Source organism: Pseudidiomarina andamanensis, assembly GCF_009734345.1.
In the GTDB taxonomy this organism is placed as follows: domain Bacteria; phylum Pseudomonadota; class Gammaproteobacteria; order Enterobacterales; family Alteromonadaceae; genus Pseudidiomarina; species Pseudidiomarina andamanensis.
This window is the reverse complement of record NZ_CP032551.1, coordinates 1,909,915-1,936,611: the sequence shown is the minus strand read 5'-3', so window position 1 is coordinate 1,936,611 and position 26,697 is coordinate 1,909,915. Positions and strand designations below refer to the sequence as shown.

Sequence of the window (26,697 nt, the reverse complement as noted above, 5' to 3'; positions counted from 1 at the left end):
CTTAAGCGAAATCTTTCAAGAGCTGGCGGACGTCATGCAAAATCACGTCTTCCAGCTCTTTTTCATAGCCTTCGCGCTCGTTATCCATTTTGCGAATTTCTGCTTTGGGGTATTGCTTGCGAGCGTCATGAGTCGGCATGTGTTTAATTCGCTCATACATATCATGCAACGACGGATATTTTGCTGCATACCCTGCTTGGTTTGATTCTACCCGCAAATCCAACAGCACGACTAAACGAAGTGCGCCCTCTGACAGTGGACATTGCCCCTGCTCCATTGCCTTCGCAATAGTCACGATGCTTTCATGGAGATTCTCATTTCGCTTTGCTAACGCTTGATCACGACGCTGATTCTGCGCCTTTAATTGCGCTAACAGGCGACCAGCATAAAACGCCAACCCAGCAATGATTACAATACCAAGTAAAACGGCAATCCAAGTCCACACCGGCAAGTTAGCTTCTCTCATCGTCATCCTCAAATTCGTCGTCGAAATCTAAATCATCAAAGTCATCGTCGTCTTCAAGCTCAATGCCGAGTATTTCAGCGAGCTGTGAGAATCTTTCAGTACGCTCTTCCATGTATTTTGTATCAACGGCGCTTAATGATTCGCCATCTTCAGCGCGTTCTAACAACGCTTGCAAGCGCTCATCATTTTCAATAGAGGTTAGCTCTGCCATCGCTGCTTTACGGTCGAAGCTAGGCGGTTGTGGCATCTGAGCAGCTTGCTTAGGATCAATCAGGCTAATTGGTTTCTTGCTACCATGGCGTGGATCATGCGCTTGCGAATTACCACTCGCTTCTTGGCGTTTGCCTTGATTTGAAGGCGGGTTAAAGCGGCTACCCGGTTTGTGGCCTTTGGTTTTATGCGTCGGTTTTGATGGTGCTGATTTTGTCTTCGGTTGCTCCCAATCCTTTTGAGGTTTCTTGGATGGAGCTAACGGACCAGTTTTGCGGGTTTTCTTGACGCGTGTCATGTGTGTTTCCAGAACAGTTGAATGTAATACGTTGGCTTAAGCATAGCGTGCTTGCAAACGTAGCGCATAGTTTAACTGATCTAGCAGGCAATAAAAAAGGCGATGTTGCCATCGCCCAGTTTATTCTCATTCTTTCACACAGCGCACGTGCGATTTCGAGAACGGTTGTCATTATCTTCCATGTTTTTAATTATAACGTCCGTGAGGTCTTTATTATTATTGTTATTAGTTAAGCGCATTAACCGAGCTCTGTTGTTTTTATTCTGCTTGGTTAAAAGTCGGCCTCCTGGCCGTGTTGTTATTCCCTGGATTTTAATTTCGATTACAGTGGAAGCCTTATATTATGTGGCTTCCCGTAAATCCAATGGCATTCAGAGTACTGATTCGTGCCGAATTATCAATGATTATTATGTTCTAAAAATGAATTTCTTTATAACTTTATTGCCAAGCTCGCGATTTTATAGGGCTTTTCTTACGTTTTTTTTGCAACAAAAAAACAAAAAAGGCAGCTCTCGCTGCCTTTTCTCGCCTATTTTAGTACAGGCCTTGAATGTACTGAGATAAGATTTCGATATCTTTATCTGTCAATTTACTCGCCACGTCGCGCATCATATTGTTCATATCATTCGCGCGTTCGCCACTGCGGAACAACTCAAGCTGTTGCTTGGTATATGCTGCATGTTGACCTGAGATATTTGGAAAGTTAGCTAACGCCATGCCGTCGCCGCGTGGCCCATGGCATGCTGCACAAGCTGCAATGCCGCGAGACTCATCACCAGCAACAAATAATTTCTCACCTGCTGCAATCACGTCTTCCGGTGCTGCTCCACCTTCCATTTCTTGTGATGCGAAATATGCTGCTAAGTCAGCCATATCTTGCTCACTCAACATCATCACTTGACCTTGCATGATTGCGTTTGCACGACCTTGCTCGCCGCCAGTTTCAGCAGCTAGCTTATAATCTTTCAGCTGTTTCAACAGGTAGCTTTCATGCTGACCAGCAATTTTCGGATACATATCAGATGGTGCATTACCATCCGGCCCGTGACACGCAGCACATACAGCGGATTTCTGTTGTCCTGCTTCCGCATCGCCAGTTGCTGCCATGGCAACACCAGTCAAGCCAAGGTACAGGCCTACGAACATTGCGATTTTTTTCATGATCGATATCTCTGCTCTGGGTAGTTGTAACAGACGCTATTTTACACAAAAGTTGTAAGGATTAAACGTCTAATCATGCTACTATGTGGTTTCAAATGAGGTCGCACAATACGTTTATGAATACCACGTTAAACTTTCAGCCCACAAAATTTATCACGAGCGCCGCAAATATTCGACAATTGCCTGAAGATTCAGGGGTCGAAATTGCTTTTGCGGGTCGATCAAACGCGGGCAAATCAAGCGCTTTGAATACTATTACGCGCCAAAAAGCATTAGCGCGCACCAGTAAAACGCCTGGCCGTACGCAGTTAATCAACGTTTTCGAAGTGCAACCTAATAAACGCTTAATCGATTTACCAGGCTATGGTTATGCCAAAGTGCCTTTGGCCGTTAAAGAAAAATGGAACCAAGCACTCAGTGAATACTTACAGAAACGTCAGTCTCTGCGTGGCCTCGTATTATTGATGGATATTCGCCATCCATACCGTGACACTGATCAGGATTTACTGCATTGGGCAACCGACTGCGGCATTCCAGTTCTAGTGTTGCTTACTAAGGCCGACAAGTTGAAGCCTGGTCAACGTAAAAGCACGTTACTACAGGCTCGTGAAGCTGCGTTGGTGTTCGGTGGTAGCGTGCTGGTAGAGATGTTTTCGTCGCATAACAAAATCGGCCTTCCACAAGTTGAAGTGATTCTATCCGACTGGCTTAACACCCCAGCAGAAGCAACGGTTAGCGCCGATGCAACAGAGTGACACTCCGCCTCTAAAAGCTTGGTTACTGTTGTTGTTGCTCGCAATGATTTGGGGCAGCTCCTTCATCTTGATTAAAAAAGGGCTTATAGCCTTTCGTCCCGATCAGCTCGCTGCAATTCGCATTGCTTCTGCCGGCTTCGTGTTACTGCCATTTTTAATGCGCCGGTTTAGAACCGTGCAACGTTATCACTGGCCGAAGCTTATTTCGGTGGGTTTAGTTGGCAGCTTTATTCCTGCGTTTTTGTTCGCGTTTGCGCAAACACAATTACCAAGTGGCGTGACTGGTGTACTCAATACATTTACGCCACTGGCTACCCTAATCATTGGTGTATTGGTTTTTCATCAGATTGTCGCTGTACAACAATGGGTTGGCGTTCTGATTGGTTTAGCCGGCACGGTGATTTTAATTACCGCTAATGCCAGTGGTGAGTTCCAGTTTAATGCCTATGCGCTCCTAATTATCGTGGCAACTATTTGCTACGGCATAAACCTCAACCTCATAAAGCATCACATTCCTGATTTAGGCGCGCTTACCATAACCGGTGTTAGCCTGTTTCTAGTAGCGCCGCCAGCACTTATTTATTTGCTGTTCGCAACACCGTTTGTTGAGCAACTTGGTTCGCAACCCGATGCCTATTTCTCGCTAACAGCGATTTTGATACTTGGTGTTGTTGGGACGGCAATGGCGCTCGTCATTTTTAATACGGTTGTAAAAATGACTGATACGACGTTTACCAGCTCCGTCACTTACCTCATTCCGATTGTGGCGTTGATACTTGGGGTGGTTGATGGTGAGCCGTTCTTAGTTGAGCACGCAATTGGTATGGCGGCCATTTTGACTGGCGTATTTATTGCTAATCGACGCGCCCGTAAGCCTCGCGTTGCGCCAACTGCCTAAACTTAGGCTTCAGAAAAGAAAAAGCCCGGCATAAAGCCGGGCAAAAGTTCTTACAATCCAGGGAGAGAACATCTCAGAAAGGTAATGACAAACGAACTCGATTCGTTTAATGCGCCTTTCACTGATTCAGACTGGCGGTATAAAAAATAGTTCAAAAAAATTTTTAATTTCTGAAAAATTTTTTAATGTGCCTCGTCCCAGTTATTCCCAACACCCGCTTCGGCAATAAGCGGAACCTTAAGTTCCGCAGCTTGCTCCATGATTTCTACGAGCTTCTTCTGATACTCAAAAATTTCATCCTCACGCACTTCAAATACTAATTCATCATGCACTTGCATGATCATGTGCAAATCTTCTTTCGGTACCTGGGTGTTTATATAGTCAGCCACGGCAATCATTGCGCGCTTAATAATATCGGCTGCAGTGCCTTGCATTGGTGCGTTGATAGCTGCCCGCTCGGCAGCTTTGCGACGCATGCCATTTTGCGACTTAATTTCAGGAAGTTGTAAACGACGCCCATAGATTGTTTCAACGTAACCGTCCCGTTTCGCTTGAGCGCGCGTGTCTTCCATATACTTTAATACGCCGGGGAAGCGATCGAAGTACTTATCCATGTAGTCTTGTGCCTCTTGACGTGGAATATCGAGTTGACGCGCCAAACCGAAAGCTGACATACCGTAAATCAATCCGAAGTTAACGGCTTTCGCTCGACGACGCTGTTCGCTTGTGACTTGCTCGAGAGCGACACCGAACACCTCCGATGCGGTCGCTTTGTGAATGTCTCGACCTTTTGAAAAAGCTTCGACCAACGCAGGATCTTGCGACAAATGCGCCATAATTCGTAGCTCAATTTGACTATAGTCAATGGCCATAATTTTGTAGCCAGCTGGTGCTGTGAACGCTTTACGAACGCGACGACCTGCTTCGGTACGAATCGGAATATTTTGTAAGTTTGGGTCGCTCGACGATAAGCGTCCGGTTGCCGTCACCGCTTGATGATACGAGGTATGAATGCGATGCGTGCGCGGATTCACCATTTTTGGCAACTTGTCCGTGTAAGTCGATTTCAACTTGCTCAAGCCGCGGTGACGCATAATCACATCTGGTAAAGGGTAATCTAGAGCCAATTCCTGCAACACTTCTTCGGCGGTTGATGGCGCGCCTTTTGGAGTCTTTTTAAGTACCGGCAACTGCAATTTTTCGAACAAGATTGCCTGCAATTGCTTCGTTGAACTCAAATTAAATTCTTCTCCGGCAATGTCGTAAGCTGCTTTTTCAAGTTGCTGAAGCTCCATGGCTATTTCGTGGCTTTGCTTCGCCAGCAACGGCGCATCAATTTGCACACCACGTTGCTCCATGTCCACAAGAACCGGCAACAACGGCAATTCGATGGTTTGCAAAACGTTCAGAAGCTCTTTTACCTGGCTTACTTCGTGCCACAACTTGTGATGCAACTGAAGCGTTACGTCCGCATCTTCAGCAGCATACGGAGCAGCTTGCTCTAATCCAATCTGATTAAATGTAAGTTGTTTGGCGCCTTTACCAGCAATTTCTTCGAAAGAAATCGCTTTATGCCCCAAATATTGCAAACTTAACGTGTCCATGTCATGACGCGAAACCGACGCTGTTAAAGACATAAGATGCCAACATCGTGTCGTTATGAATGGCACCCACACGGATGTTGTAGCGGCGCAAAATATGGCTGTCATACTTCAAGTTTTGCCCAATTAACTTCGGTTGCTCCGATTCAAGTAGTGGCTTCAATTGCTCGAGTACCCAAGCGCGGTCGAGCTGATCTGGTGCACCCGGATAGTCATGTGCCACGGGAATATAGCAGGCTTGTCCTGGCTTGATGGCGAATGAGAGGCCTACAAGCTCAGCCTCCATATAATTCAAGCTGGTTGTTTCAGTATCAAAAGCAAAGTAGTCAGCTTGTTCTAATTGGCTCAACCAATGTGCGAAGCGCTCTTTTGTGGTGATTGTTTCATAATCATCATGGCTTACCGGAGTTTCATTAGCGCTTACTGACGGAGTCGATTGCCCTAACGCCTGATCAGTCGAAGCACCTTCTTCTAATACTTCCGCTAACCAACGGCGAAACTCACATTTTTTATAGAGTTCGATAAGCTCATCACGATTTGCTGGCTCTATGGTCAGCTGGTCAGGTCGAAACTCAAGCGGCACATCAAGCTTAATGGTGGCCAGTTCACGTGACATCAATAGAATATCTTGGTTCTCACGAAGTTTGTCAGGCATGGTTTTGGCGCCACGAAAATCAAGTTTCGTAATGGCATCAGGGTCTGCCAGCATAGCATCGATTGATTCCATGCCTTGTAACATTGCCAACGCGGTTTTCTCCCCAACCTTTGGCAAACCCGGAATATTGTCCGAGCTGTCGCCCATCAATGACAGAAGGTCAATCATTTGTTCTGGCTTCACGCCATATTTTGCTACAACACCGTCGTAATCCAGTAGCGTATCCGTCATGGTATTTATCAGCATGACATGGTCGTTTACCAATTGCGCCATGTCTTTATCACCCGTACTAATTAAGGTGAAACGACCTTCTTTGCTCGCCTGCTCTGCCAATGTGCCAATCACATCATCAGCTTCAACGTCATCGATACACAGCAGTGGTAAACCGAGTGCTTTGACTATCTTGTGCAATGGCTCAATTTGCTGGCGTAAATCGTCTGGCATTGGCGGACGATGTGCTTTGTATTCTGCGTATATTTCATTACGAAATGTTGTCCCTTTCGCATCGAACACCACCGCCATGTGCGATGGCTTATACTTTTTCAGTAAGCTTCGCAACATGTTCACCACGCCATAGATGGCGCCCGTCGGCTCGCCAGCAGAATTGGTTAAATGTGGTGGCGCATAAAACGCCCGAAATAAATAGGACGAACCGTCAACAAGAATGAATGGATTTTCGGGTACTGATGGTGTTGCTGATGCCATGGATGCAATCTCAAAAATTTGCTGCTAGGAGTTGCCGTGTAGCATGCCACAGCTTCGAATTATTCGCCACTTGAGGAGATTAGTATACTGTGCAAAGGTTGTGGATAAGTCTGTTGAAAACGATAAATCGCACCAGTGAAAGATCAGAGATCTCTGGTGACTTAATATTTACAAACGTCTTGAAAAACAAGGGGTTCGAAGTACTTCTGAATCCCTGACTGCGTTTTATTCTTATTTTGATTCAGTTGTGGAAACTGATTTTTAGCACATACTTGGAAGGTAACTGCGTGCTCTGTCAATTCTCGTTGAATTGAAATAGAAGACTATCACATTAATCGGCGATTGCCAGTGCCAAATGCAATTTTCTTAGAACAATTTTTGCGCGTTATCAAAAACCCATATGCGCAAAAGGAATCAACATTGTCTTACTTTTTCTATATACTGCTTGTCATAGTTCTTGCAAAAGCAATCTGAACTAGTGTTGAATGAGTACAATGTATATGATGCAAGTGACTGTTTAATACTTAACCAAACGTGGCCCTAATGGAAACAGAATCGATGAAGTTGACAAAAGATGAGCTACGCCAACTCGAAGAGTTTGAGCGGCGCCGTATTGCTCTGAACCAATCAGAGTGGTGGGATCGATTGTCAATGGACCAAAAATTTGGGGTTTATCAGCTACAGAAATTTGGCTTTGATTTGGCTTTTATTCGTAATACTGAAGACGGTCCGCTGGCGGTTGTACGTCGTGGTAGTGAGTTTGCCTGTGTCAATCATGAGGGCGATGTCGACCTCAGTCCTGATATTGTTTTGCGTGATTAAACCTTACCCAACTATTGTTTTGCGTAACTTCTGAATCACTTTTTGAGTATCTAACTCAGCGCCCTCATGCCACAACTGAAAGGCCGCACCTGCTTGCTCAACCAACATACCTAAACCATCTTGCACTACCGCAACTCCAGCTTGTCTCGCTTGTTGCATAAACGCCGTTGGCTGCGCACCATACATCATGTCGTAGGCACATGCGGCATGCGCTAACTCATCGCTTTCTAGCGGAAGCTTTTGGCCCGTTAAACTCGCACTGGTTGCGTTAATAACAAGTGCGTCGGTTGGAATCGTTAGTTGTTCAAAGCGACAGGCTTGAAGCGTTGGTTGCCCAAACTTTTCAACCAATAGATTTGCCTTTTCGATGGTTCGGTTCGCAATGGTTAAGCTAGCAACGCCTTGCTCAAGTAACGGCGCAATGACCCCGCGCGCAGCCCCACCTGCTCCCAAGATAACAACATCACGGTTGGTCAATTTTTGCTGCAAATTCTTCTGTAAATCACGCACAAGACCAATGCCATCGGTATTGTCGCCCAACAGCTGGCCGTAACCAAGCGGCACCAGTGTATTCACGGCGCCAGCTTGCTGAGCACGCGTTGTGACATAGGTGACAAGGTCAAACGCTTGTTGCTTAAACGGCACCGTAACATTCGCACCGGCACCACCGGAGCGAAAAAACTCAGCTACCGCTCGGCGAAACCTAAGTACTGATGTTAAACTGCGCGTGTAATTGAGTTCTACCCCAACTTGCTGAGCAAAAGCTTGGTGTATTTGGGGAGATAGACTATGTGCAACCGGATTCCCAAAAACAGTAAATATCGCCATGTTTAACTTCCTTCGTGCGGGCAAGCAAGCCAAAGGCCCACAATCAATTTATGACCAACTTGGCGGAGAACCGTCAGTTCGCGCCATGGCTGAAAGATTTTATGATGTCATGGAGAGTGACCCGCGCGCAAAAGATTTGTTGGCGATACACCCACAACCAATGACCGCCATTCGGCAAAAGTTCTTTGAATTCTTAAGCGGCTGGTTTGGTGGGCCACAATTATTCGAAGAAAAGTATGGGCACCCGCGTTTACGCGCTCGCCACATGCCATTTACCATTGACGTGAAATTACGTGATCAATGGCTGTTCTGCATGTATCAAGTGCTTGATGAGCAGATAGAGGATGAGCTGTTAAAAATGCAGTTGCGCCAGCGCTTCACGCAACTGGCGCATCACATGATTAATACCGATTAAAGTTCGGTTAACCAATCGCGCGGGCGTAAATAATCGGCATAAAGTTTGGCTTCAGGGCTTCCCGCCTCAGGCTGATAACCATACTCCCAACGCGCCAGCGGCGGCATCGACATCAATATGGACTCGGTACGACCGCCTGTCTGCAAGCCAAACAACGTACCGCGGTCCCACACTAAGTTGAATTCGACATAACGACCACGGCGATATAGCTGAAATTCGCGCTCGCGTTCGCCATATGGCGTATCTTTACGGCGTTCAATAATCGGTAAATAAGCTTCCAGATACGCATCGCCCACTGCCCGCATGATGGCGAAGCTCTCCTCAAAACCGCGGTCATTCAAATCATCAAAAAACAACCCACCAACACCACGCGTTTCGTCACGGTGTTTTAGCCAAAAGTAATCATCACACCATTTTTTAAACTTTGGATACAGCTCATCGCCAAACGGTTTGAGTGCGTCATACGCCACTTGATGCCAATGCTTGATGTCGTCATCAAATGGATAGAATGGCGTGAGGTCAAAACCGCCACCAAACCACCAAACAGGCTCAGCGCCCTCTTTTTCGGCAATGAAGAAACGAACGTTTGCGTGGCTTGTAGGTATATAAGGATTACGAGGATGCATCACTAAACTCACCCCGCACGCATTAAAATTACGACCAGCTAGTTCAGGTCGGTGAGCTGTTGCGGATGCTGGCATTTGTTCGCCATACACGTGCGAGTAGCCAACTCCTCCTTGTTCAAGTACTGCGCCATCACGAAGCACGCGCGAGCGACCACCACCACCGCCAGGGCGCTGCCAAGCCTCTTCTTGGAAAACACCCTTGCCATCAGCCTGCTCTAAGGCATCGCAGATTCTATCTTGCAGGCTTTTTAAGTAGTGATTGACCTGTTCTAACATCGAGTCGTGCATACTTAGTCCCGAATAACTTTTTGCGTAAGTGGATCAATAATCCGCGATGGCTTCAAAGCGCCACCAGTAGGCGCGTCCATAACCCAAGCGACACTATCACCGAAAGTTGCACGTACATCCTCCGCTGTCGTGAGCGCTGGTTGCCCCGAAATATTCGCGCTGGTGGATACAATCGCGCTACCTAATGCTTTACACAACTGACGAGCCGGTTCATGGGCAGTGACACGCACCGCTATTTGATCATGCGCTCCGCGCAGCCACTCCGGCACGCTATCCGCAGCGGGCAACAATAATGTGACCGGCCCTGGCCAATTTGAAAACACACTAAAACGTTTATCTTGTGGAATTTTATGATCGGCAACAAAGCCAACTAGCTGACTGTAATCTGCCGCCAGCAAAATGAGTCCTTTTTCTTGTGGTCGCTGTTTTGCCTGCAGTAATCTATTCACGGCTTCTGCGTTACGAGGGTCACACCCCAAGCCAAACACGGCCTCAGTGGGATAAGCCAACAACTCGCCGTTTGCGAAAGCTTGCTTCGCTGATAACCATGGATCAGTTTGTTCAGTCATGTAGATGATCTCTTCAAATGCCTAAAAATGCCGGATAATTGCCGAAAGTTGCGTTATTTTAACGAAGATTTGTAATCACAGGAATCATTTGCACAGATCAACCGTTCGCCAGCAGTTGTTTTTTTCTTGAGAAGAAGCGGAAACTCACAGGTTGGGCAGGTTTGAGCAACCGGCGGCAAGTTCACCGAATACTTGCATGTCGGATAATGGTCACAAGCGTAAAACGAATTACCAAAGCGGCTCGTTTTCTGAACTAGCTTGCCGGCTTGGCAGACAGGGCACGGTGCATCAGTGCCGGGATCAAAATCGGCCGACGTCATGTAATCACAGTCAGGATAACCGCTGCAGCCGACAAATAGACCGTAGCGGCCCTTTTTGAGTTGCAGATCTCGCTGGCACCGGGGGCAAGGCACACCCAGCGACTGTGGTTCCAAGAAGTTATCTGTCATTTAATGCAATAAACCCTCGGGTTCCTCAAACAGTAAGCCTTCCATTTGATCATAGGCGTCTTCGCGTCCTGGCACATTAAACAGCACCATCAGCACCACCCACTTCAAATCATCGAGCGTAAACTGTTGGGTATCGAGTTCCATCACGCGGTCAATAACCATTTCACGAGTGGTAAAATCCAATACACCAAGGCTCTCTAGGTACATTAAAAAACCACGGCTGGCACAATCCAGTCGTGCAACTTCTTCGGCCGTAAAGACCCGTGTACTTTTGCTCTCAGACTTATTTACATACGGAGCGGCTTGGCTGTCTTGTAAGTCAGCCAAACGTTCTAACCAAGCGAGTGCCTTATGAATCTCTTGGCGATGGAATCCAGCGCGGGTGAGTTCGTCAGTTAGCTCGTCGTGGTTAACTACAACCTCCATGTCCGAATGTATATAGTTCTCGAACAAGTACATGAGGATATCAAACATCGTTAGCGCCTCCCCATTTTTATATAACCGCCTGAAACTGAGACCACACTACCCTCAAGTTCTAATAACACCAACTGCTCTGTAACAATCGCAACCGGCAGTCCACTGCGCGCCACAATGGTGTCTATTGAGGTGACCTCTGATCCCACATTAGCCAACAATTGGCGGTTTGCCAAGCTTCGCGTTGAATTTATTTGGTGCTGTTTTTCTGATAATTGAGATGGGGGCAATTCTGGTAAATTCAACTCGCGCAAAATATCGTTCACACAAACCGCGATGCCCGCTCCTTCAGTTAACAGCTTAAAGCTACCAGTGAACGCAGCGTCCCAGATTGAACCGGGTACCACCATAATCGTCTTTTGCTGGTCTTGCGCTAAGCCAGCCGTAATGAGCGTACCACTGTAAAGCTTCGCTTCTATCACAAGCACCAGTTGCGACAAACCACTAAGAATACGGTTGCGGCGCGGAAAATGATCGCGTTTTGGGGGCGTACCCGGTGCGAATTCACTAACCACTAAACCAGCTTGCATGATTTGTTGCTGCAATTGACGATTGCGCGATGGGTAATAAATATCGGGGCCGGAAGCCAATACTGCGAGCGTACGCCCCTCTTCTAACGCACCACGATGGGCTGCGCCATCAATTCCAGCCGCTAAGCCACTACTGACGACGACTCCCGAACGCGCTAAGCCACGAGCAAAGTAGTCGGCGGTATGTTGCCCTACTGGAGACGCATTACGGCTGCCAATTACTGCAACATTGGTCGCTTCCAAACAGCTTAGGTTGCCATGCGCAAATAAAACCAATGGCGGATCGTGAATATGCTTTAGTGATTCAGGATATAGTGAGTCGCGCAGATGAATGGCATGACAGTTTGGCTGTGCCGCCCACCGCTGCAGTTTATCAATTCGTGCCGGAACGAGATTGGCATTCGGCCAGCGTGCGTGAGCTGCAATTTGTTCAAACGAACTCAGTGTACGTAAAAACTTCCGATGTTTGCTTGGCGCGCTGGCAAGCGCCAGCAACGTCGTCGCGGTTTCAGCATCCATGCTGATAACCTCCACTATTTAAGAAAGCGAACGTCTATTTATTTAGAGCTGCTTTGGAATGTAGTAATCACCTACCGAGAGCCACTCGCGTGAACGCAACACAATGGCAAAACTCGTGTCCTCTTGAACTTCAAGAACCATCATTTCTGCCGTTGCCGATGCTGGTAACTGAACGGTATTGCGCCAAAAGCGTGACAAGTCATCCGCTGGTTTATAATAATTCACCAAGCTGATTTCTTTGCCTTCAACAAAAATGGTGGAACCTGGACGAATCGCTTGATACATCTGACCAACTTTTACGCCTTGATTTGCGCCTTTATTTAGCACCACCACATCGTATTTGCCTTGCTCTTTACGATTATTAAGTGAGGCGATCACTTGACCATCTATTTCAGCACCAGAAACTGGTGTGATTACTTCAGGAATATTCAATGGCTTGGTTTCTAACAGGTAGTCACCGCGGCGAATTTCTCGTTGAATTCGGCTGAGTTCACCTTCGGCAATTTCGCCACCATTATATGTGATGTCCACATCACCGACATAACGCAGTAGTTCACCTTGATCGATGCGTTCCGCCGGAGTAAACACACTATAAGTAGTTTTCTCCACGGCACCTTTTATAAATACTGGCAACATACCGTTCACCCGAGGCGCACCGCGGTTATCACCCAATATTTGCGGCAGCGTGTCTAGTGCAGCACGACTCAGCAAGCGATGTTCAGTGAGTAATGGCGCTAGCATTTCACGCGAAAACGTCGGAATTGGCTCACCTTTCTCTTTCACTTCGCCTTGCGGCAGCAACGCTCGGTATTCTTTACGCGTTAATTGCGGACGACCATCTACCCAAACCAACAACAATCGGTCGCCAGGATAGATTAAGTGAGGATTCGCGACACCTTCATTAATTCGCCATAATTCAGGCCAATACCACGGATCGTTTAAATACAACTCAGAAATATCCCACAGCGTATCGCCTTTTTTGACAACATATTCTTGCGGTGCGTCTTCACGTAACGACAACACGTCGCCTTTTGTTTGTTCTGCTGTAGTTGACTGCGCCACGGCAACATGCAGTGGTATACCTAACAGAAAACCGATTAGCGCAATCGCCGGTAATTGCCATTTGGTCATCTTGAGCTCCGTTGTAAAACCGTGTGTTCATCCCCAAATTACGTTAAAATCACGCAAGATGAAACTAGCGAATGAAAGGTTATGAGTAAATTAACAATTTTAAAATATCCAGACGAGCGATTACGCACCGTCGCACAACCAATTCAGCAAGTTGACGACGCTCTAAAAGCGGACATCGACAACATGTTTGAAACCATGTACGAGTCCAATGGCGTTGGCCTTGCTGCCACTCAGGTCGATATTCACCGTCAGCTATTCGTTGCTGACTGTAGTGAAGATCAGAACGAGCCTCTGGTGTTTATTAACCCTGAGATTACAGCACAAGAAGGTCATTTCACCAACGAAGAAGGCTGCTTATCGTTCCCTGGCGTGTACGCGAAGGTTGAACGCGCTGGCAAAGTGACCGTGAAAGCACTTGACCGTAACGGCGAAGAATTCTCACTGACGGCCGAAGGTTTACTTGCCATTTGTATCCAACACGAACTCGATCACCTCAATGGTAAGCTGTTCGTCGACTACTTGTCGCCGTTAAAACGCGATCGCATTCGTAAAAAACTCGAAAAAGAAGCCCGCTTGCATGCCGAATAAATTGAAGGTGGTGTTTGCCGGTACACCAGATTTTGCTGCGCAGCATTTGGCGGCATTAATTCAGGATGTCGACATTGACGTTGTCGCCGTTTATACGCAACCTGATCGGCCAGCCGGGCGTGGTAAAAAACTGCAGGCAAGCCCTGTCAAACAGCTCGCGTTACAGCATGACCTCCCAGTAGAGCAACCGGAGAACTTCAAGCAAGCTGATGCGCAAGCGCAGTTGGCAAGTTATAACGCCGATGTCATGGTGGTGGTTGCTTACGGCTTATTGTTACCGCAAGTGGTGTTAGATACACCGCGACTTGGATGCGTAAACGTTCACGGGTCGCTACTGCCGCGTTGGCGCGGTGCCGCCCCAATTCAACGTTCGCTCTGGGCTGGCGATGAAGAAACGGGCGTTGCCATCATGCAAATGGAAGCAGGCCTAGATACTGGCCCGGTTTTACTCGAGGCCCGCTTACCTATTTTACCCACTGATACGTCAGCGACGCTTTATACGAAACTTGCTGAGCTGGGTCCAACGGCATTATGTGACGCACTACACAATCTAGAGAACCTGCAGAGCGCAGCTGTTGCCCAAGATGATTCTCATGCAACCTATGCGAAGAAGCTGAGTAAAGAAGAAGCGCAACTCGATTGGCAGCAACCTGCCGAAGCGCTAGAACGATGGGTTCGAGCATTCAATCCTTGGCCTATATGTTGGCTTAGCTGTGCGAACGGGGAGATTGTGAAAGTATGGCGGGCCGATGTTGTTGAAGGCACCAAGGCAGCGCCAGGCACAATTTTACAAGCTGACAAATACGGCGTTGTTGTTCAAACTGCCGATCAAGCACTCCGTTTACTCGAGCTTCAGCCTGCGGGTAAAAAACCAATGGCTGCCGCAGACTTCCTTAATGGCCGTAGCGATTGGCTTACACCAAACACCTCGCTACCTCAGGTACAGTCATGAGCCAAACCAACGTGCGCCCCGGAGCCGACAGTCGTGCTGTAGCTGCCCAAGCAGTGTTCCAGGTTATTGAACAAGGTCGTTCGCTCAGCCAAGCGCTGCCAGCTTTGAACCGGCAACTGGCACCACGTGATAAAGGCATGGCGCAAGCACTGGCTTACGGCACATTACGTCATTTACCAGCGCTAAACTTTATGGTTGGCGCCTTAATTAGCAAGCCCCTCAAAGGTGAGCTAAAGATCTTGCACAGTCTCTTGTTGGTTGGCGCCTATCAACTCGTTTATATGGGCTCAGCTGAACACGCTGCGGTTTCAGCTACGGTCGATGCAGCGGTGTTATTAAAACGCGGTAAGCAAAAAGGCTTGGTGAATGGCGTGTTACGAAACTTGCAACGCCAGCTGCCACAACTACAACTGCAACTCAATGCAAAACCCGCGCTGTTACACGGTCACCCGCGCTGGCTTGCCGATAGAATTACCCAGCATTATCCAGCCCAAGCAGAGGCAATTTTTACGGCAAATAATGGTCAAGCGCCGATGTGGTTACGTATTAATAGTCAACATACGAACCGCGCAGAATACCTTGAGCTGTTGCGCGAGGCTGATATAGAAGCCGTTGCCGAAGCACCGTTAGAAACCGCCATACAACTGGTCAATGCTGTTGATGTGCAACAACTACCTCATTTTCAAGATGGCTGGGTTTCGGTACAAGATATCGCCGCACAACACGCGGCATGGTTACTTGATGCACAAGCTGGCGAACGTATTCTCGATTGCTGTGCTGCACCGGGTGGAAAAACCGCGCATATTTTGGAAAAGCAGCCTAAAGCGCAAGTGTTGGCGATTGACGCCGATGCACAGCGCTTGAAACGCGTTCATGAAAACTTGCAGCGACTACAGTTGAAAGCCGACGTACGTGAGGCCGATGCCACCAACACCGACTGGTGGAACGGGCAATTATTTGATCGTATTTTGCTCGACGCGCCATGTTCGGCAACCGGTGTTATTCGCCGCCACCCAGATATCAAGTGGTTACGTCGCGACAGTGATATTGCCGAGCTCGTTGCTATTCAAGAACAGATTCTAGATGCCTTGTGGCCAACGTTAAAGCCTGGTGGCACGCTACTGTATGCCACATGTTCTATACTGGCAGATGAAAATACACTTCAAATTGAAGCATTTAAACAACGCCATACCGATGCAATAGCAGTTGCAACGAAACCCGATGGCGCAGTAGAGTGGCAATGGTTACCCGGTGATCACAATGGTGATGGGTTTTATTACGCAAAACTGGAAAAGCGCAAATGAAAATAGTGATTTTAGGCGGTGGTCAGGTTGGCGGCACGTTAGCTGAAAACTTAGTAGGCGAAGACAACGATATTACCGTTGTAGATACGGATAAATCGCGCCTCGAAGCCCTGTCTGAACTTCACGATATTCGCACCATTGAAGGTTATGCATCGCATCCGCGCGTGCTGCGCCAAGCGGGGTGTGAAGACGCTGATATGTTGATTGCGGTAACGCCAAGTGACGAAACCAATATGCTGGCATGTCAAATTGCCTACACACTGTATCGTACGCCGAAGCGCATTGCTCGTATTCGTTCACAAGAATATAGCGACTACAAAGATAAGCTATTCCACAAAGATGATATTCCGGTCGATTACCTGATCTCCCCTGAACAGCAAGTTACCCACTACATTAAGCGCTTGGTGGATTATCCTGGAGCGCTGCAAGTCATGGAGTTTGCTGGAGGGCGCGCTAGCTTGGTGGCTGTGCGCGCGTATTACGGTGGTAAATTAGTTGGTCATGCTATTTCAACGTTAAAAAGTCATATGCCAAATGTGGAAACGCGCGTTGCCGCAATTTTCCGTCAAGGCCAAGCCATTAAACCCATGGGCACCACCATTATTGAAGCGGGCGATGAGATATTCTTTATCGCAGACACCCGTTATGTGCGCATGGTCATGGAAGAAATGCAAAAGCTCGAGCATCAATATCGCCGCGTGATGATTGCCGGCGGCGGTAATGTTGGTGCTGGACTAGCGTCGTTGCTCGAAGAAAATCACCGCGTTAAACTTATCGAACATAACAAAGAGCGTGCCGAAGCACTTAACGAAAGCCTACAAAATACCACTATTTTGCAGGGGGATGCTTCTGATGAACGCTTGCTTACCGAAGAACACATTGAAGATATGGATGTGTTTATTGCGGTAACCAACGACGATGAAGCCAATATTATGTCGGCCATGTTAGCGAAAAAACTGGGCGCGAAGAAAACAATGGTACTGATTCAGCGCCAAGCGTATGTCGACCTCGTTCAAGATAACGTCATTGATATTGCCATTTCGCCGCAACGCGCGACCGTTTCAGCATTGTTGTCGCTTATTCGCAAAGGCGATATAGTGAATGCCTACTCACTCCGAAAAGGCGCTGCAGAAGCAATCGAAGCTATCGCTCACGGTGATGAGAAAACCTCGAAAGTTATTGGCAAAACCATTGACGAGATCAAGCTACCGCCAGGTACCACAATCGGTGCTATTGTGCGCGGAAATGAAGTACTCATTGCCCATGATGACACTGTACTGCAAGCAGATGACCACGTGATTCTGTTCTTAGTCGATAAGAAATATATTCGCGAGGTAGAGCGCTTGTTCCAACCAAGCGCCCTATTCTTCTAACTGCGCCAGAATGTTGGCGTTAGTAGCACCAAGATGGTGAATACCTCAAGGCGCCCAAACAACATGGCTACAACCAGTAGCCATTTTGCAGTGTCTGAAATACCGGCATAGTTAGCCGCAACATCACCCAAGCCCGGACCTAAGTTATTCAAACAGGCTGCGGTTGCGGAGAATGCAGTGATGTCATCTAGCCCCGTCGCTAATAGCCCAAGCATAATGACAACAAACACCAGCGCATAAGCCGCAAAGAAGCCCCATACGGCCTCCACCACTCGCGGCGGTACAATGCGCTTCCCTAGCTTCACGGAATACATGCCCTGCGGATGCACTAAGCGATTCAATTCGCGCACACCTTGACGGAACAATAGCAAGACTCGAACAACTTTCAAGCCCCCTGCGGTAGAGCTTGCGCTGCCACCTATAAAGCTAGCGAAGATAAGAAGTATCGGTAAAAACAATGGCCAGCTCGAAAAATCGGTGGTCGCGAAACCGGCTGTTGTGCTAATTGACACAGCTTGGAACATGGCTTGGTTGAAGGCTGTTTCGGTGTTGTCGAATATTTTATGAACCAACACTGTCATGAACACGATGATAATCAGTATAACCTGAATAAAAATAAACCCGCGTACTTCCGGATCTTTAAAGTAACCCAGTAGGGTACGACCCGTGATAGCTGCATAGTGAACTGCAAAGTTAATCGATGACAGGAGTAGAAATACGACACAGATGGTGTTGATCAAGGAACTGTCAAAGTAACCCATGCTGGCGTCGTAAGTACTAAAGCCGCCAACAGCAATGGTCGAAAATGCATGCCCAATCGCATCAAACCAACCCATTCCAGCTAGTTTATAGGCTATGGCACAAACGGCGGTTAACGCCACATAGATGTACCATAAGTGCTTGGCCGTATCGGCAATTCGGGGCGTCATTTTAGCGTCTTTCAGCGGCCCAGGAATTTCTGCGCGATACAACTGCATGCCACCAATACCAAGCATTGGCAGTATTGCTACCGCTAACACGATAATACCCATACCACCGAGCCATTGCAGTTGCTGGCGATAGAACAAAATACTATGCGGTAAGTACTCAATGCCGGTTAAGATGGTTGCACCAGTCGTAGTTAAACCAGAAAAGGATTCAAATGCGGCATCAGTAATTGAAAGCTGTACTTCAGCGGTAAACCACAGCGGCAAAATACCCACAGAGCCCAGTACCGTCCAAAACAAAACGGTGAGCAAAAAGCCGTCTCGCACTTTGAGGTCTGAATGTTCGTGACGATTCGGATACCAAACCAGAAAACCAACGGTGATACTGACAATAAATGCCAACAAGAAAGCGACGCCGCCGCCGTCTTCATAAATCAGTGCTACGATACCTGGCGGGATCAATGTCGCACTAAAAAGGCAAATAAGTAGTCCTAGAATACGAAGTATGCCGCGAAAGCGCACTAGCCGTCCTCATTTATAATTGTCATGACTACGCGCCCTTGCGTAGCATTTTTTATGTCGGATTGAAGCGTTTGTGCTGTATCAGCCACAATATAAAGTGTCGCTTCAATATGAGCTGTAAATTGTTGTTCTTTTATTACCGCATCATAGCTTTGTAGTGCGTGGGAAACCACACTTTGGTCTGCATAATCGTAGTTTATCTGTGCCGCTTTGCGTAGTATTTTTTCATGACAGGTCAAAACTTTAAGTACTTCACTGACCGCTTGGCTGTAAGCTCGTTGTAAGCCACCGGTACCCAGTTTCACGCCGCCAAAATAACGCGTTACAACGACCGAAATCTCGCCAATACCGCTACTTTGTAACACATGAAACATCGGCCGCCCCGCGGTACCTGAAGGTTCACCGTCATCACTCATGGCATAAGTTTGACTGTTGTTTGGCTCTGCATACACTGCCGCCGTACAATAATGGTTGGCCCCAGGCCATTGTTGCTGACAGTCGCGTATATGCTGTTGATGCGCGGCAGCGGAGTCAGCGTGACGAGCTGACGCAATAAATCGGCTGTTCTTAATGATTATTTCATGGGTTGCCGGCGCACTCGGCACCCGATATCCACTCATATCCTACCTAACGTTTTAGTTGTGCACCGCTTATTTGCATGGGCACTAACTCACCAAATAATTCCGGTTGCAGCTCGTTTTCGCGTAACGTCCGATAGATTTGTTGATACGCCAAGACATTCTTCACATAGTTTCTCGTTTCAACGTAAGGAATGAGTTCTATCCAGCGGTCAACCTCCATCGGTTGTGCTGGCAGCCAATCATACACCCGGTAAATGCCAGCATTATACGCTGCTGTCGCCAAGATCCAATTATTTCCAAGCCGACGCTGCAAGTCAGCGAGGTAGCGAGTGCCAAGCCTTATGTTGTAGGAAGGATTAAATAATTCGTGAACGCTAACATCTCGCCGCTCGACTAAGTTTGCTGTGCTCGGCAGCAATTGCATAAGGCCATAAGCACCAGCGTGTGAACGCGCATCATCTCGAAATGCGCTTTCGCGCCGCGATACCGCCAAGGCCCAATTCACATCAATATTCACTGCGCTAGCGAATTCTTGATGTTCTTCCATGTAGGCCGTTGGAAAACGCTGAGCAATGGCATCGTATTCGCCCAATATACCCAATGTATAAATGGCTTGATCATGCCAGCCCCATTCACTTGCAATAACTGCCAACGCGCGTTGATCATTTGGAGGCTGATGTTCAATTAACGCATTCCATTCACGCCGCGCATCTAAGTTTCTATCGAGTGCTCGTAATTCATAAGCACGCTGAACGCCGGGCAATTGCCGTACGCGATTTAGATGCTCCGCGGGCAATTGAAGCGCATCTCGACTCAGTGTTAATGGCTGCTGAAGTTTCGCGGCCGCAAGAAAGCCATAGTAACTGCGCTGCTGCGCAACACGCTCAAATATTTGCTTAGATACAGGTTCGAACCCTTGCGCCTCTAACGAGCGGGCAAACCAATATTGCCATTGCTCTGACTCTCGCTGTGAATCAGGTAAACGCGGTACCAACCCCATAATTTGGGTCCACGCGCCTTCTCTAAGCCACTCAGCTAGCTGCCAATGAAGGGTTGCGTCAGTGTGTTCGGTTGCATCAATTCGCGCAAGCCAACGGCTGGCTTGATCGTGATCTTTTAAACTTAAGGCGACCGCAAACGTCTGCCGAAGCTTAAGATATTGCTCCGCCGAAAAATTAATATGGTCGGGTAAGTTATCGATAAGGTTGAGTGCCAAATCAGGGTCGCGCCAGATCAATCGTCCCAAACCATAGGCAACAATTTGCGTTTCCTGTGTAGGGTAATTACCGGTTAAAAACTTTAACTCATTCAGGTTCACTGGGTTACGGCGCACACGATGATAATGCTCGGCCAGATACTGCATGGGCATGGGCAACATCTTCTGCAAATAAGGAATTAACGTGTGCTTGCCCCCCTCAGCAGCCAGAACAATGCGTTGCCAAACCATATCGGTTGTGCGCATTCCAGCATTCGTCCACGCCTCTAATATTGGGTCGCAGTCTTTTGGCAGAGAATCTCCGGTTAACCAAATATCATTCACGAGACGAAGCACTGGTTTCGTATCACCGGTACCTGTCGCTAACTGCGCGTAAACCATGAAACATTGGTGACGGGTACTGCCGGGATATTCATAATAACGTAAAAATTGCTCGTAATGATGGCCATCCATCAGCTTATCGAGCCAGGCTGAACGTACCTGCCAGCCCAATGGCGATAAATGATGTTGGTTAAGGAAGTTACCAACCCGATTATCATCTTCGGCAGTAGCCAGTAAGCGAATATAATCAGCCTCTAAGTAAGGCAGTAAAGGATAATCTTCTAATATTTCTTTGAGTCGAGCGTATTCATCTAGATGCCGCTGCTTCAATGCTTTTTCTGCTTCTAAAAACAGTTCACGTTGCTGCTCGCGCACATCGATAGGGCTAGTTGTGGCTTGGCTGGTTGATAATTCATTGGCATGAACACCACTTACCAAACCGCTAGTACACAATACAACCACACAAACTTGCTGATACCAATTCGACATAATTCAAACGCACGTTTAAAAAATCATTGAAAAATTGCCCTAATAAGGCCACACTCTAGGGCGACTATAAGAACCACTTTAACCGAAAGCAATCTGATTATCAGTAAACGCTCAAGGAGACCGAATATGATTTATCAGGGTGATAGCATTCGGGTTGAATTTGTAGAAGACGGCATTGCCGAGCTTCAATTCGCAGCCGCAGGCTCTGTGAACAAGTTTGACCAGAAAACCTTGGAAGAATTCAGCCAAGCTTTAACAAAGTTGGCCAACAGCAGCGATTTGCGCGGTGTTATTGTTACCAGCGCGAAACCTACCTTCATTGTAGGCGCTGATATCACAGAATTCCTCACATTATTTGCTGATGTCGAACAAACGAAGGTTTGGGTCGCAAAAGCATCGCGCGTCTTTGATCAACTAGAAGACCTACCGGTACCTACCGTTGCCGCAGTTGCTGGTTTCGCGCTAGGTGGCGGCTGTGAAGCCACGCTTGCTTGTGATTATCGCGTTGTCGATACCAGCGCAGTTATTGGCCTTCCTGAAGTAAAACTTGGTTTAATTCCAGGCTTCGGCGGCACCATGCGCTTACCTCGTGTTATTGGCCCTGATAATGCCTTAGAGCTCATCACTACCGGTAAGAATAATAAACCGGAAGACGCTTTGAAGATTGGCTTAGTCGACGCTGTTGTAATGCCAGAAAAATTGCGTGATGCGGCATTGCGCATGGTGAAATCAGCAGCCGATGGCGAGTTAGATTGGCGCGCAAAACGTCAGCCAAAACTTGAGCCATTGAAAGCAAATGATACCGAATTAACCATGACCTTTGTAACCGCCAAAGCAATGGCGGCAGCGCAAGCCGGTAAACATTACCCCGCACCTCACGCAGCAATTAAAGCAGTTGAAGATGGCGCGAAACATGGTCGTGAAGAAGCACTGAAAGCAGAAAATGCTGCGTTTGTTGGTCTGACCCAAACGGACGCATGTCGTGCACAGGTTGGCATTTTTATGGCCGACCAAATGGTAAAAGGCAAAGCGAAAAAAGCTGCCAAACAAGCAACCAAAGAGATTAAGCGCGCAGCGGTTCTTGGCGCTGGCATTATGGGAGGCGGTATTGCTTACCAGTCTGCCTATAAAGGCGTGCCAGTGGTCATGAAGGATATCCGTCAAGAAGCGCTTGATTTGGGTATGGCTGAAGCCAGCAAAATTCTCGGCAAATTGGTTGAACGTGGTCGTATGGACCACAAGAAAATGGCCAAAGTGCTTTCTTCTATTACCCCAACCTTGCTTGATGACGGCGTAAAAGGCGTCGATATCGTTGTTGAAGCGGTAGTAGAGAACCCAGATGTGAAAGGGAAAGTACTGGCACAAATGGAGAGCGTTGTTGATGACGACACCATTATTGTGTCAAACACTTCAACCATTTCAATTGATCGCTTAGCGAAAAATCTGAAAGATCCGTCACGCTTCTGCGGCATGCACTTCTTTAACCCAGTGCACAAAATGCCATTAGTGGAAGTGATTCGTGGCGAGAAAACCTCAGACGAAACTGTTGCTGCTGTCGTCGCTTATGCGTCGCGCATGGGTAAAACAGCCATTGTTGTGAATGACTGCCCTGGTTTCTTGGTGAATCGCGTGTTGTTCCCTTACCTTGCTGGTTTTGCCGGTATGGTTGATGAAGGCGTCGATTTCGCCGGCATCGATAAAGTCATGGAGCGTCAGTTTGGCTGGCCAATGGGCCCGGCTTATCTGTCTGATGTTGTCGGTATCGACACGGCTGATCACTGCACCGTCGTTATGGCGGATGGCTTCCCAAGCCGTATGCCACGTGACACCAGCAGTGCGATTGCGAAGTTAGCTGCAGCTGAGCGCTATGGCCAAAAGAACGGCAAAGGTTTCTACAACTATGGCGTTGACAAGAAAGGTCGTCCAGCCAAAGAAAAAGCACCTGAAGTTTACGAAATGCTCGGTATTGGCGACAAGCAATTAGACGCTGATGAAATCATCGCGCGCTGTATGGTGCCCATGGTGAACGAGTGCGTCCGTTGCTTAGAAGAAGGCATTGTCGCCAGCGCTGCTGAGTGCGACATGGCGCTACTATACGGGCTTGGCTTCCCGCCATTCCGTGGTGGACCATTCCGTTACTTAGAAACCGTTGGCCTCGAAAACTTTATCGCTTTGGCCGACAAGTACGCGCATTTAGGTGAAATGTATCAAGTAACCGATGGCCTGCGTGAAATGGCGAAGTCAGGCAAATCGTACCTGGCCGGTTAATCATTAGCGCAGCGCTAACGGAGGAATTTATGAAAGACGTAGTGATTGTCGATTGTATTCGTACCCCTATGGGTCGTTCGAAAAACGGTGTTTTTCGCAATGTTCGCGCCGAGGATTTATCGGCGCACTTAATGAAAGGTTTGCTAGAGCGTAATCCGCAAGTTGATGCGAACGAACTCGAGGACATCTATTGGGGTTGTGTACAACAAACACTTGAACAAGGCTTCAATATTGCACGTAATGCGGCACTTATTGCTGGTATTCCGCACCAGGTTTCAGCGGTTACCGTGAACCGTTTATGTGGCTCTTCAATGCAAGCCATTCACGATGCTGCCCGCGCCATTATGCATGGTGATGGCGATATTATGATTGCTGGTGGTGTTGAACACATGGGTCACGTACCGATGACGCACGGCATCGATTTCCACCCAGGCATGAATAAGTCAGTCGCTCGCGCAGCTGGTAGCATGGGTATGACTGCAGAATTGTTAGCACGCAAATTCGGTATTGACCGCGCCGCTCAAGATGCGTTTGGTGCTCGCTCGCATCAGCGTGCTCACGCAGCCACCGTTGAAGGCCGTTTTGCTAAAGAAATCTTGGCGCTAGAAGGTCACGACGCTGACGGTATTTTGCACTTAGTCAAAAACGACGAAGTAATTCGCCCAGAAACTACGGTAGAAGGCTTAGCCGCGCTACGCCCGGTCTTTGACCCAGCGAACGGTACCGTTACTGCTGGTACTTCGTCAGCGTTATCTGACGGTGCGGCCGCTTGTTTGGTGATGTCAGCTGACAAAGCGAAAGAACTTGGCTTAACGCCACGCGTTCGTATTCGCGCTATGGCAGTAGCCGGTTGTGACCCGTCAATTATGGGATACGGCCCAGTTCCAGCAACTCAGAAAGCATTAAAGCGTGCTGGCTTAGATGTCAAAGACATTGATTTGTGGGAACTCAACGAAGCGTTCGCTGCTCAGTCTCTGCCGGTATTAAAAGGCTTGGGCTTGCTCGATGTCATGGAAGAGAAAGTTAACTTGAACGGTGGTGCAATTGCACTAGGTCACCCGCTTGGTTGTTCAGGCGCACGTATCTCAACCACGTTGATCAATTTAATGGAAAGCAAAGATGCGACGTTGGGTGTAGCGACGATGTGTATTGGTTTAGGCCAAGGCATCGCCACCGTCTTCGAACGCGTGTAAGTAAAAAGCGTTGTTCGTTATTGGTTATTCGTGATTCGGAAAAGCCAAGAAGCAAAACTTAAAAAACTCCGAGGCTTAAAAGCTTCGGAGTTTTTTTTCGAACAACGATTAACGATTATCGAATAACGTTGTTGGTTTTAAGAGCCTTTGCGGATGAGGTAGCGATATGGCTGGCTTTCTGTTTCCGCCACCAGCAGCTCGTGATCCATAAAGCGGCAAAAGCTCGGAATATCACGAGTGGTGGCGGGATCATCAGCAATCACCTCCAGCGTATCGCCGGGGTTCAGTTTGCGCATCGCCACGCGCAGCATCATCACCGGTTCCGGGCACCGCAGCCCCAAAGTATCAAGCTGTGAACTCACTCCATCAGCCATGCTCTCTTTCCTGCTCTACGAATAACCAATAACAACTAACGAACAACGTCACTTACAGGTATTTCTGCCAGAATTCTGCTTTACCCATCGCATCATCAAGCTGATAAGGTTTAAAGCCGAATTTTTCGTAAGCGATTTTTGCTGGTTCGTTGCCTTGTAATACTTCCAAGGTAAGCTTGCAGCAACCACGGAATTGAGCCAGTGTTTCGACTTCTTGCAATAGGCGCTTGGAAATACCTTGGCCGCGAAAGTCTTTTATGACCGCGATATCATGAATATTCATCACAGGCTTTGCCGCAAATGTCGAGAAACCTTCAACGCAATTCGCTAAACCTACCGGTTGGTCATCAACGTAAGCAAGAATTGAAAAGACGTGGTCACGCTTCGCCATTTCATCAATCAAATTTTCCCGTGTTGCTTCTGGTAGCGCCTCGCCCCCACCCATCGGATCGCGGGCGTAGTCATCTAACATATCAACAACGGCTTGACGGTGTTTCGGATTACTATAATCAGCAAGTACAATCTCTAACATGATCAACTCTTATCTATAATGAGAAACGGCGCATGGCGTCGCAGGTTGGTTCATAGCAATGACAATTAACAACGTGGTCGTTAACCATTCCCACCGCTTGCATAAAAGCATAACAAATTGTGGTACCAACAAAGCTAAAACCAGCTTTTTTTAAGGCTTTCGCCATGGTATCAGAAACTTCGTCGGAAGTGGGAATGTCACCACCCTGTCGAGCGAAAATTCTGGGCTGCCCATCGCTGAATTGCCAAAGAAACTCGTTAAAATGAATACCCTGTTCTTCGAGTTCGAGGTAAGCGCGCGCATTCTTAAAGATTGATTCTATTTTCAAGCGATTGCGAATAATGCCCGCATTTTGCATTAATTCAGCTTGATAGTCTTTGGGCAATCGAACAATTTCATAGGGATTAAAGTCGCAAAAGGCTTCTTCATAATTGGCTTGTTTGCGTAAAATCGTGATCCAGCTTAAACCCGCTTGTTGACCATCAAGGCACAATTTCGCAAACAGCTCTTGGCTGTCGCTTACTGGGCGCCCCCACACGTTGTCATGGTAGCGAACATACTCAGGGTCAGTGCCACACCAACTGCAGCGGTTAATTGTTTTCGTCATTTCGCACGGTATCCTGTAACCTCGCGTCAACACAGGGTATAATTTACGCCA

Annotated in this window: 26 protein-coding genes and 1 pseudogene; 10 read left to right on the top strand and 17 right to left on the bottom strand. The window is 47.7% G+C overall.

Annotation, left to right across the window (positions count from 1 at the left end):
* Position 1 precedes the first annotated feature (1 nt).
* From D3795_RS09205 to D3795_RS09195, 3 genes are all read right to left on the bottom strand, one after another.
* Entirely contained in the window at positions 2-466 is a 465-nt protein-coding gene (locus D3795_RS09205) for a DUF2489 domain-containing protein (RefSeq protein ID WP_156268144.1), read from the bottom strand.
* A complete protein-coding gene (yihI, locus tag D3795_RS09200) occupies positions 453-974 on the bottom strand; it encodes a Der GTPase-activating protein YihI (RefSeq protein ID WP_156268142.1) in 522 nt (173 codons plus the stop codon). Before yihI ends, D3795_RS09205 begins: the two co-directional genes overlap by 14 nt.
* A 534-nt stretch (positions 975-1,508) precedes the next feature.
* A complete protein-coding gene (locus D3795_RS09195) occupies positions 1,509-2,135 on the bottom strand; it encodes a c-type cytochrome (protein WP_156268140.1) in 627 nt (208 codons plus the stop codon).
* Between the two features lie 116 nt (positions 2,136-2,251).
* Between D3795_RS09195 and yihA the strand changes: the two genes are divergently transcribed.
* Both yihA and D3795_RS09185 read left to right on the top strand, forming a co-directional pair.
* Positions 2,252-2,890 carry a ribosome biogenesis GTP-binding protein YihA/YsxC gene (gene yihA / locus D3795_RS09190; RefSeq protein ID WP_156268138.1) on the top strand — a complete coding sequence of 213 codons (639 nt, stop codon included), beginning with the start codon at positions 2,252-2,254 and terminating at the stop codon, positions 2,888-2,890.
* Positions 2,877-3,788, top strand: a complete 912-nt coding sequence (locus tag D3795_RS09185) for a DMT family transporter (protein WP_156268136.1) — start codon at positions 2,877-2,879, stop codon at positions 3,786-3,788. Before yihA ends, D3795_RS09185 begins: the two co-directional genes overlap by 14 nt.
* A gap of 182 nt (positions 3,789-3,970) precedes the next feature.
* Here D3795_RS09185 and polA read toward each other — a convergent pair.
* Positions 3,971-6,749: pseudogene (gene polA, locus D3795_RS09180) on the bottom strand (DNA polymerase I).
* 543 nt (positions 6,750-7,292) lie between these two features.
* On the opposite strand from polA, the gene D3795_RS09175 reads away from it, so the two are divergent.
* Positions 7,293-7,571, top strand: coding sequence for a hypothetical protein (locus tag D3795_RS09175; RefSeq protein ID WP_173021015.1), 279 nt, complete (start codon positions 7,293-7,295; stop codon positions 7,569-7,571).
* Between the two features lie 3 nt (positions 7,572-7,574).
* Here the strand turns inward: D3795_RS09175 and aroE are convergent, their stop codons facing one another.
* Positions 7,575-8,399, bottom strand: coding sequence for a shikimate dehydrogenase (gene aroE / locus D3795_RS09170; RefSeq protein WP_156268132.1), 825 nt, complete (start codon positions 8,397-8,399; stop codon positions 7,575-7,577).
* Here aroE and D3795_RS09165 point away from each other — a divergent pair.
* Positions 8,398-8,814, top strand: a complete 417-nt coding sequence (locus D3795_RS09165; protein ID WP_156268130.1) for a group II truncated hemoglobin — start codon at positions 8,398-8,400, stop codon at positions 8,812-8,814. The two genes, aroE and D3795_RS09165, sit on opposite strands and share 2 nt — an antisense overlap.
* Here the strand turns inward: D3795_RS09165 and hemF are convergent.
* Genes hemF through D3795_RS09135 form a run of 6 tightly spaced genes read right to left on the bottom strand, consistent with a single transcriptional unit; the run spans position 8,811 to position 13,400 of the window.
* Positions 8,811-9,728, bottom strand: a complete 918-nt coding sequence (hemF, locus tag D3795_RS09160) for an oxygen-dependent coproporphyrinogen oxidase (RefSeq protein ID WP_156268128.1) — start codon at positions 9,726-9,728, stop codon at positions 8,811-8,813. The genes D3795_RS09165 and hemF overlap by 4 nt on opposite strands.
* A gap of 2 nt (positions 9,729-9,730) precedes the next feature.
* A complete protein-coding gene (locus D3795_RS09155) occupies positions 9,731-10,297 on the bottom strand; it encodes an L-threonylcarbamoyladenylate synthase (protein WP_156268126.1) in 567 nt (188 codons plus the stop codon).
* Positions 10,298-10,350: 53 nt separating this feature from the next.
* Entirely contained in the window at positions 10,351-10,746 is a 396-nt protein-coding gene (locus D3795_RS09150) for a DNA topoisomerase family protein (protein ID WP_156268124.1), read from the bottom strand.
* Entirely contained in the window at positions 10,747-11,220 is a 474-nt protein-coding gene (locus D3795_RS09145; RefSeq protein WP_156268122.1) for a DUF494 family protein, read from the bottom strand.
* A gap of 2 nt (positions 11,221-11,222) precedes the next feature.
* Positions 11,223-12,269, bottom strand: a complete 1,047-nt coding sequence (dprA, locus tag D3795_RS09140; RefSeq protein WP_156268120.1) for a DNA-processing protein DprA — start codon at positions 12,267-12,269, stop codon at positions 11,223-11,225.
* Between the two features lie 42 nt (positions 12,270-12,311).
* Positions 12,312-13,400 carry a LysM peptidoglycan-binding domain-containing protein gene (locus D3795_RS09135; protein ID WP_156268118.1) on the bottom strand — a complete coding sequence of 363 codons (1,089 nt, stop codon included), beginning with the start codon at positions 13,398-13,400 and terminating at the stop codon, positions 12,312-12,314.
* A gap of 81 nt (positions 13,401-13,481) precedes the next feature.
* On the opposite strand from D3795_RS09135, the gene def reads away from it, so the two are divergent.
* The 4 genes from def to trkA are packed head-to-tail and all read left to right on the top strand — an operon-like array spanning position 13,482 to position 17,617.
* Positions 13,482-13,988 carry a peptide deformylase gene (def, locus tag D3795_RS09130; RefSeq protein ID WP_156268116.1) on the top strand — a complete coding sequence of 169 codons (507 nt, stop codon included), beginning with the start codon at positions 13,482-13,484 and terminating at the stop codon, positions 13,986-13,988.
* Positions 13,978-14,940 (top strand): methionyl-tRNA formyltransferase, encoded by a 963-nt coding sequence (fmt, locus tag D3795_RS09125; RefSeq protein ID WP_156268114.1) that lies wholly within the window; start codon positions 13,978-13,980, stop codon positions 14,938-14,940. The genes def and fmt overlap by 11 nt, the downstream gene beginning before the upstream one ends.
* Complete coding sequence (rsmB, locus tag D3795_RS09120) at positions 14,937-16,244, top strand: 16S rRNA (cytosine(967)-C(5))-methyltransferase RsmB (protein ID WP_156268112.1); 1,308 nt, start codon at positions 14,937-14,939, stop codon at positions 16,242-16,244. The genes fmt and rsmB overlap by 4 nt, the downstream gene beginning before the upstream one ends.
* Positions 16,241-17,617: a Trk system potassium transporter TrkA gene (gene trkA, locus D3795_RS09115; RefSeq protein WP_156268110.1), complete on the top strand. Its 1,377-nt coding sequence runs from the start codon at positions 16,241-16,243 to the stop codon at positions 17,615-17,617. Before rsmB ends, trkA begins: the two co-directional genes overlap by 4 nt.
* Here the strand turns inward: trkA and D3795_RS09110 are convergent.
* The 3 genes from D3795_RS09110 to D3795_RS09100 are packed head-to-tail and all read right to left on the bottom strand — an operon-like array spanning position 17,614 to position 21,672.
* Positions 17,614-19,065: a TrkH family potassium uptake protein gene (locus tag D3795_RS09110; RefSeq protein ID WP_156268108.1), complete on the bottom strand. Its 1,452-nt coding sequence runs from the start codon at positions 19,063-19,065 to the stop codon at positions 17,614-17,616. The two genes, trkA and D3795_RS09110, sit on opposite strands and share 4 nt — an antisense overlap.
* Entirely contained in the window at positions 19,065-19,685 is a 621-nt protein-coding gene (locus D3795_RS09105) for a YigZ family protein (RefSeq protein WP_156268106.1), read from the bottom strand. The genes D3795_RS09110 and D3795_RS09105 overlap by 1 nt, the downstream gene beginning before the upstream one ends.
* A 7-nt stretch (positions 19,686-19,692) precedes the next feature.
* A complete protein-coding gene (locus D3795_RS09100) occupies positions 19,693-21,672 on the bottom strand; it encodes a transglycosylase SLT domain-containing protein (protein ID WP_156268104.1) in 1,980 nt (659 codons plus the stop codon).
* A 126-nt stretch (positions 21,673-21,798) separates the two neighbouring features.
* Between D3795_RS09100 and fadB the strand changes: the two genes are divergently transcribed.
* The gene (gene fadB / locus D3795_RS09095; protein WP_156268102.1) at positions 21,799-23,940 is read left to right on the top strand and encodes a fatty acid oxidation complex subunit alpha FadB; all 2,142 of its coding nucleotides are present in this window, start codon (positions 21,799-21,801) and stop codon (positions 23,938-23,940) included.
* A gap of 29 nt (positions 23,941-23,969) precedes the next feature.
* Positions 23,970-25,133: an acetyl-CoA C-acyltransferase FadA gene (fadA, locus tag D3795_RS09090; protein ID WP_156268100.1), complete on the top strand. Its 1,164-nt coding sequence runs from the start codon at positions 23,970-23,972 to the stop codon at positions 25,131-25,133.
* Between the two features lie 137 nt (positions 25,134-25,270).
* On the opposite strand, the gene tusA is transcribed toward fadA, so the two are convergent.
* From tusA to D3795_RS09075, 3 genes are read right to left on the bottom strand one after another with little or no spacing between them, the layout of a single operon-like run.
* The gene (gene tusA, locus D3795_RS09085) at positions 25,271-25,507 is read right to left on the bottom strand and encodes a sulfurtransferase TusA (protein ID WP_156268098.1); all 237 of its coding nucleotides are present in this window, start codon (positions 25,505-25,507) and stop codon (positions 25,271-25,273) included.
* A gap of 52 nt (positions 25,508-25,559) precedes the next feature.
* Positions 25,560-26,039 carry a GNAT family N-acetyltransferase gene (locus D3795_RS09080; RefSeq protein WP_156268096.1) on the bottom strand — a complete coding sequence of 160 codons (480 nt, stop codon included), beginning with the start codon at positions 26,037-26,039 and terminating at the stop codon, positions 25,560-25,562.
* A 13-nt stretch (positions 26,040-26,052) separates the two neighbouring features.
* Positions 26,053-26,646, bottom strand: coding sequence for a DNA-3-methyladenine glycosylase I (locus D3795_RS09075; protein WP_156268094.1), 594 nt, complete (start codon positions 26,644-26,646; stop codon positions 26,053-26,055).
* Positions 26,647-26,697 lie beyond the last annotated feature (51 nt).

Excerpts from the sequence above, each read along its gene's own strand:
- D3795_RS09205 (WP_156268144.1), bottom strand. The coding sequence starts at position 466 with ATGAGAGAAGCTAACTTGCCGGTGTGGACTTGGATTGCCGTTTTACTT.
- yihI (WP_156268142.1), bottom strand. The coding sequence starts at position 974 with ATGACACGCGTCAAGAAAACCCGCAAAACTGGTCCGTTAGCTCCATCC.
- D3795_RS09195 (WP_156268140.1), bottom strand. The coding sequence starts at position 2,135 with ATGAAAAAAATCGCAATGTTCGTAGGCCTGTACCTTGGCTTGACTGGT.
- yihA (WP_156268138.1), top strand. The coding sequence starts at position 2,252 with ATGAATACCACGTTAAACTTTCAGCCCACAAAATTTATCACGAGCGCC.
- D3795_RS09185 (WP_156268136.1), top strand. The coding sequence starts at position 2,877 with ATGCAACAGAGTGACACTCCGCCTCTAAAAGCTTGGTTACTGTTGTTG.
- D3795_RS09175 (WP_173021015.1), top strand. The coding sequence starts at position 7,293 with ATGGAAACAGAATCGATGAAGTTGACAAAAGATGAGCTACGCCAACTC.
- D3795_RS09165 (WP_156268130.1), top strand. The coding sequence starts at position 8,398 with ATGTTTAACTTCCTTCGTGCGGGCAAGCAAGCCAAAGGCCCACAATCA.
- aroE (WP_156268132.1), bottom strand. The coding sequence starts at position 8,399 with ATGGCGATATTTACTGTTTTTGGGAATCCGGTTGCACATAGTCTATCT.
- hemF (WP_156268128.1), bottom strand. The coding sequence starts at position 9,728 with ATGCACGACTCGATGTTAGAACAGGTCAATCACTACTTAAAAAGCCTG.
- D3795_RS09155 (WP_156268126.1), bottom strand. The coding sequence starts at position 10,297 with ATGACTGAACAAACTGATCCATGGTTATCAGCGAAGCAAGCTTTCGCA.
- D3795_RS09150 (WP_156268124.1), bottom strand. The coding sequence starts at position 10,746 with ATGACAGATAACTTCTTGGAACCACAGTCGCTGGGTGTGCCTTGCCCC.
- D3795_RS09145 (WP_156268122.1), bottom strand. The coding sequence starts at position 11,220 with ATGTTTGATATCCTCATGTACTTGTTCGAGAACTATATACATTCGGAC.
- dprA (WP_156268120.1), bottom strand. The coding sequence starts at position 12,269 with ATGGATGCTGAAACCGCGACGACGTTGCTGGCGCTTGCCAGCGCGCCA.
- D3795_RS09135 (WP_156268118.1), bottom strand. The coding sequence starts at position 13,400 with ATGACCAAATGGCAATTACCGGCGATTGCGCTAATCGGTTTTCTGTTA.
- def (WP_156268116.1), top strand. The coding sequence starts at position 13,482 with ATGAGTAAATTAACAATTTTAAAATATCCAGACGAGCGATTACGCACC.
- fmt (WP_156268114.1), top strand. The coding sequence starts at position 13,978 with ATGCCGAATAAATTGAAGGTGGTGTTTGCCGGTACACCAGATTTTGCT.
- rsmB (WP_156268112.1), top strand. The coding sequence starts at position 14,937 with ATGAGCCAAACCAACGTGCGCCCCGGAGCCGACAGTCGTGCTGTAGCT.
- trkA (WP_156268110.1), top strand. The coding sequence starts at position 16,241 with ATGAAAATAGTGATTTTAGGCGGTGGTCAGGTTGGCGGCACGTTAGCT.
- D3795_RS09105 (WP_156268106.1), bottom strand. The coding sequence starts at position 19,685 with ATGAGTGGATATCGGGTGCCGAGTGCGCCGGCAACCCATGAAATAATC.
- D3795_RS09100 (WP_156268104.1), bottom strand. The coding sequence starts at position 21,672 with ATGTCGAATTGGTATCAGCAAGTTTGTGTGGTTGTATTGTGTACTAGC.
- fadB (WP_156268102.1), top strand. The coding sequence starts at position 21,799 with ATGATTTATCAGGGTGATAGCATTCGGGTTGAATTTGTAGAAGACGGC.
- fadA (WP_156268100.1), top strand. The coding sequence starts at position 23,970 with ATGAAAGACGTAGTGATTGTCGATTGTATTCGTACCCCTATGGGTCGT.
- tusA (WP_156268098.1), bottom strand. The coding sequence starts at position 25,507 with ATGGCTGATGGAGTGAGTTCACAGCTTGATACTTTGGGGCTGCGGTGC.
- D3795_RS09080 (WP_156268096.1), bottom strand. The coding sequence starts at position 26,039 with ATGTTAGAGATTGTACTTGCTGATTATAGTAATCCGAAACACCGTCAA.
- D3795_RS09075 (WP_156268094.1), bottom strand. The coding sequence starts at position 26,646 with ATGACGAAAACAATTAACCGCTGCAGTTGGTGTGGCACTGACCCTGAG.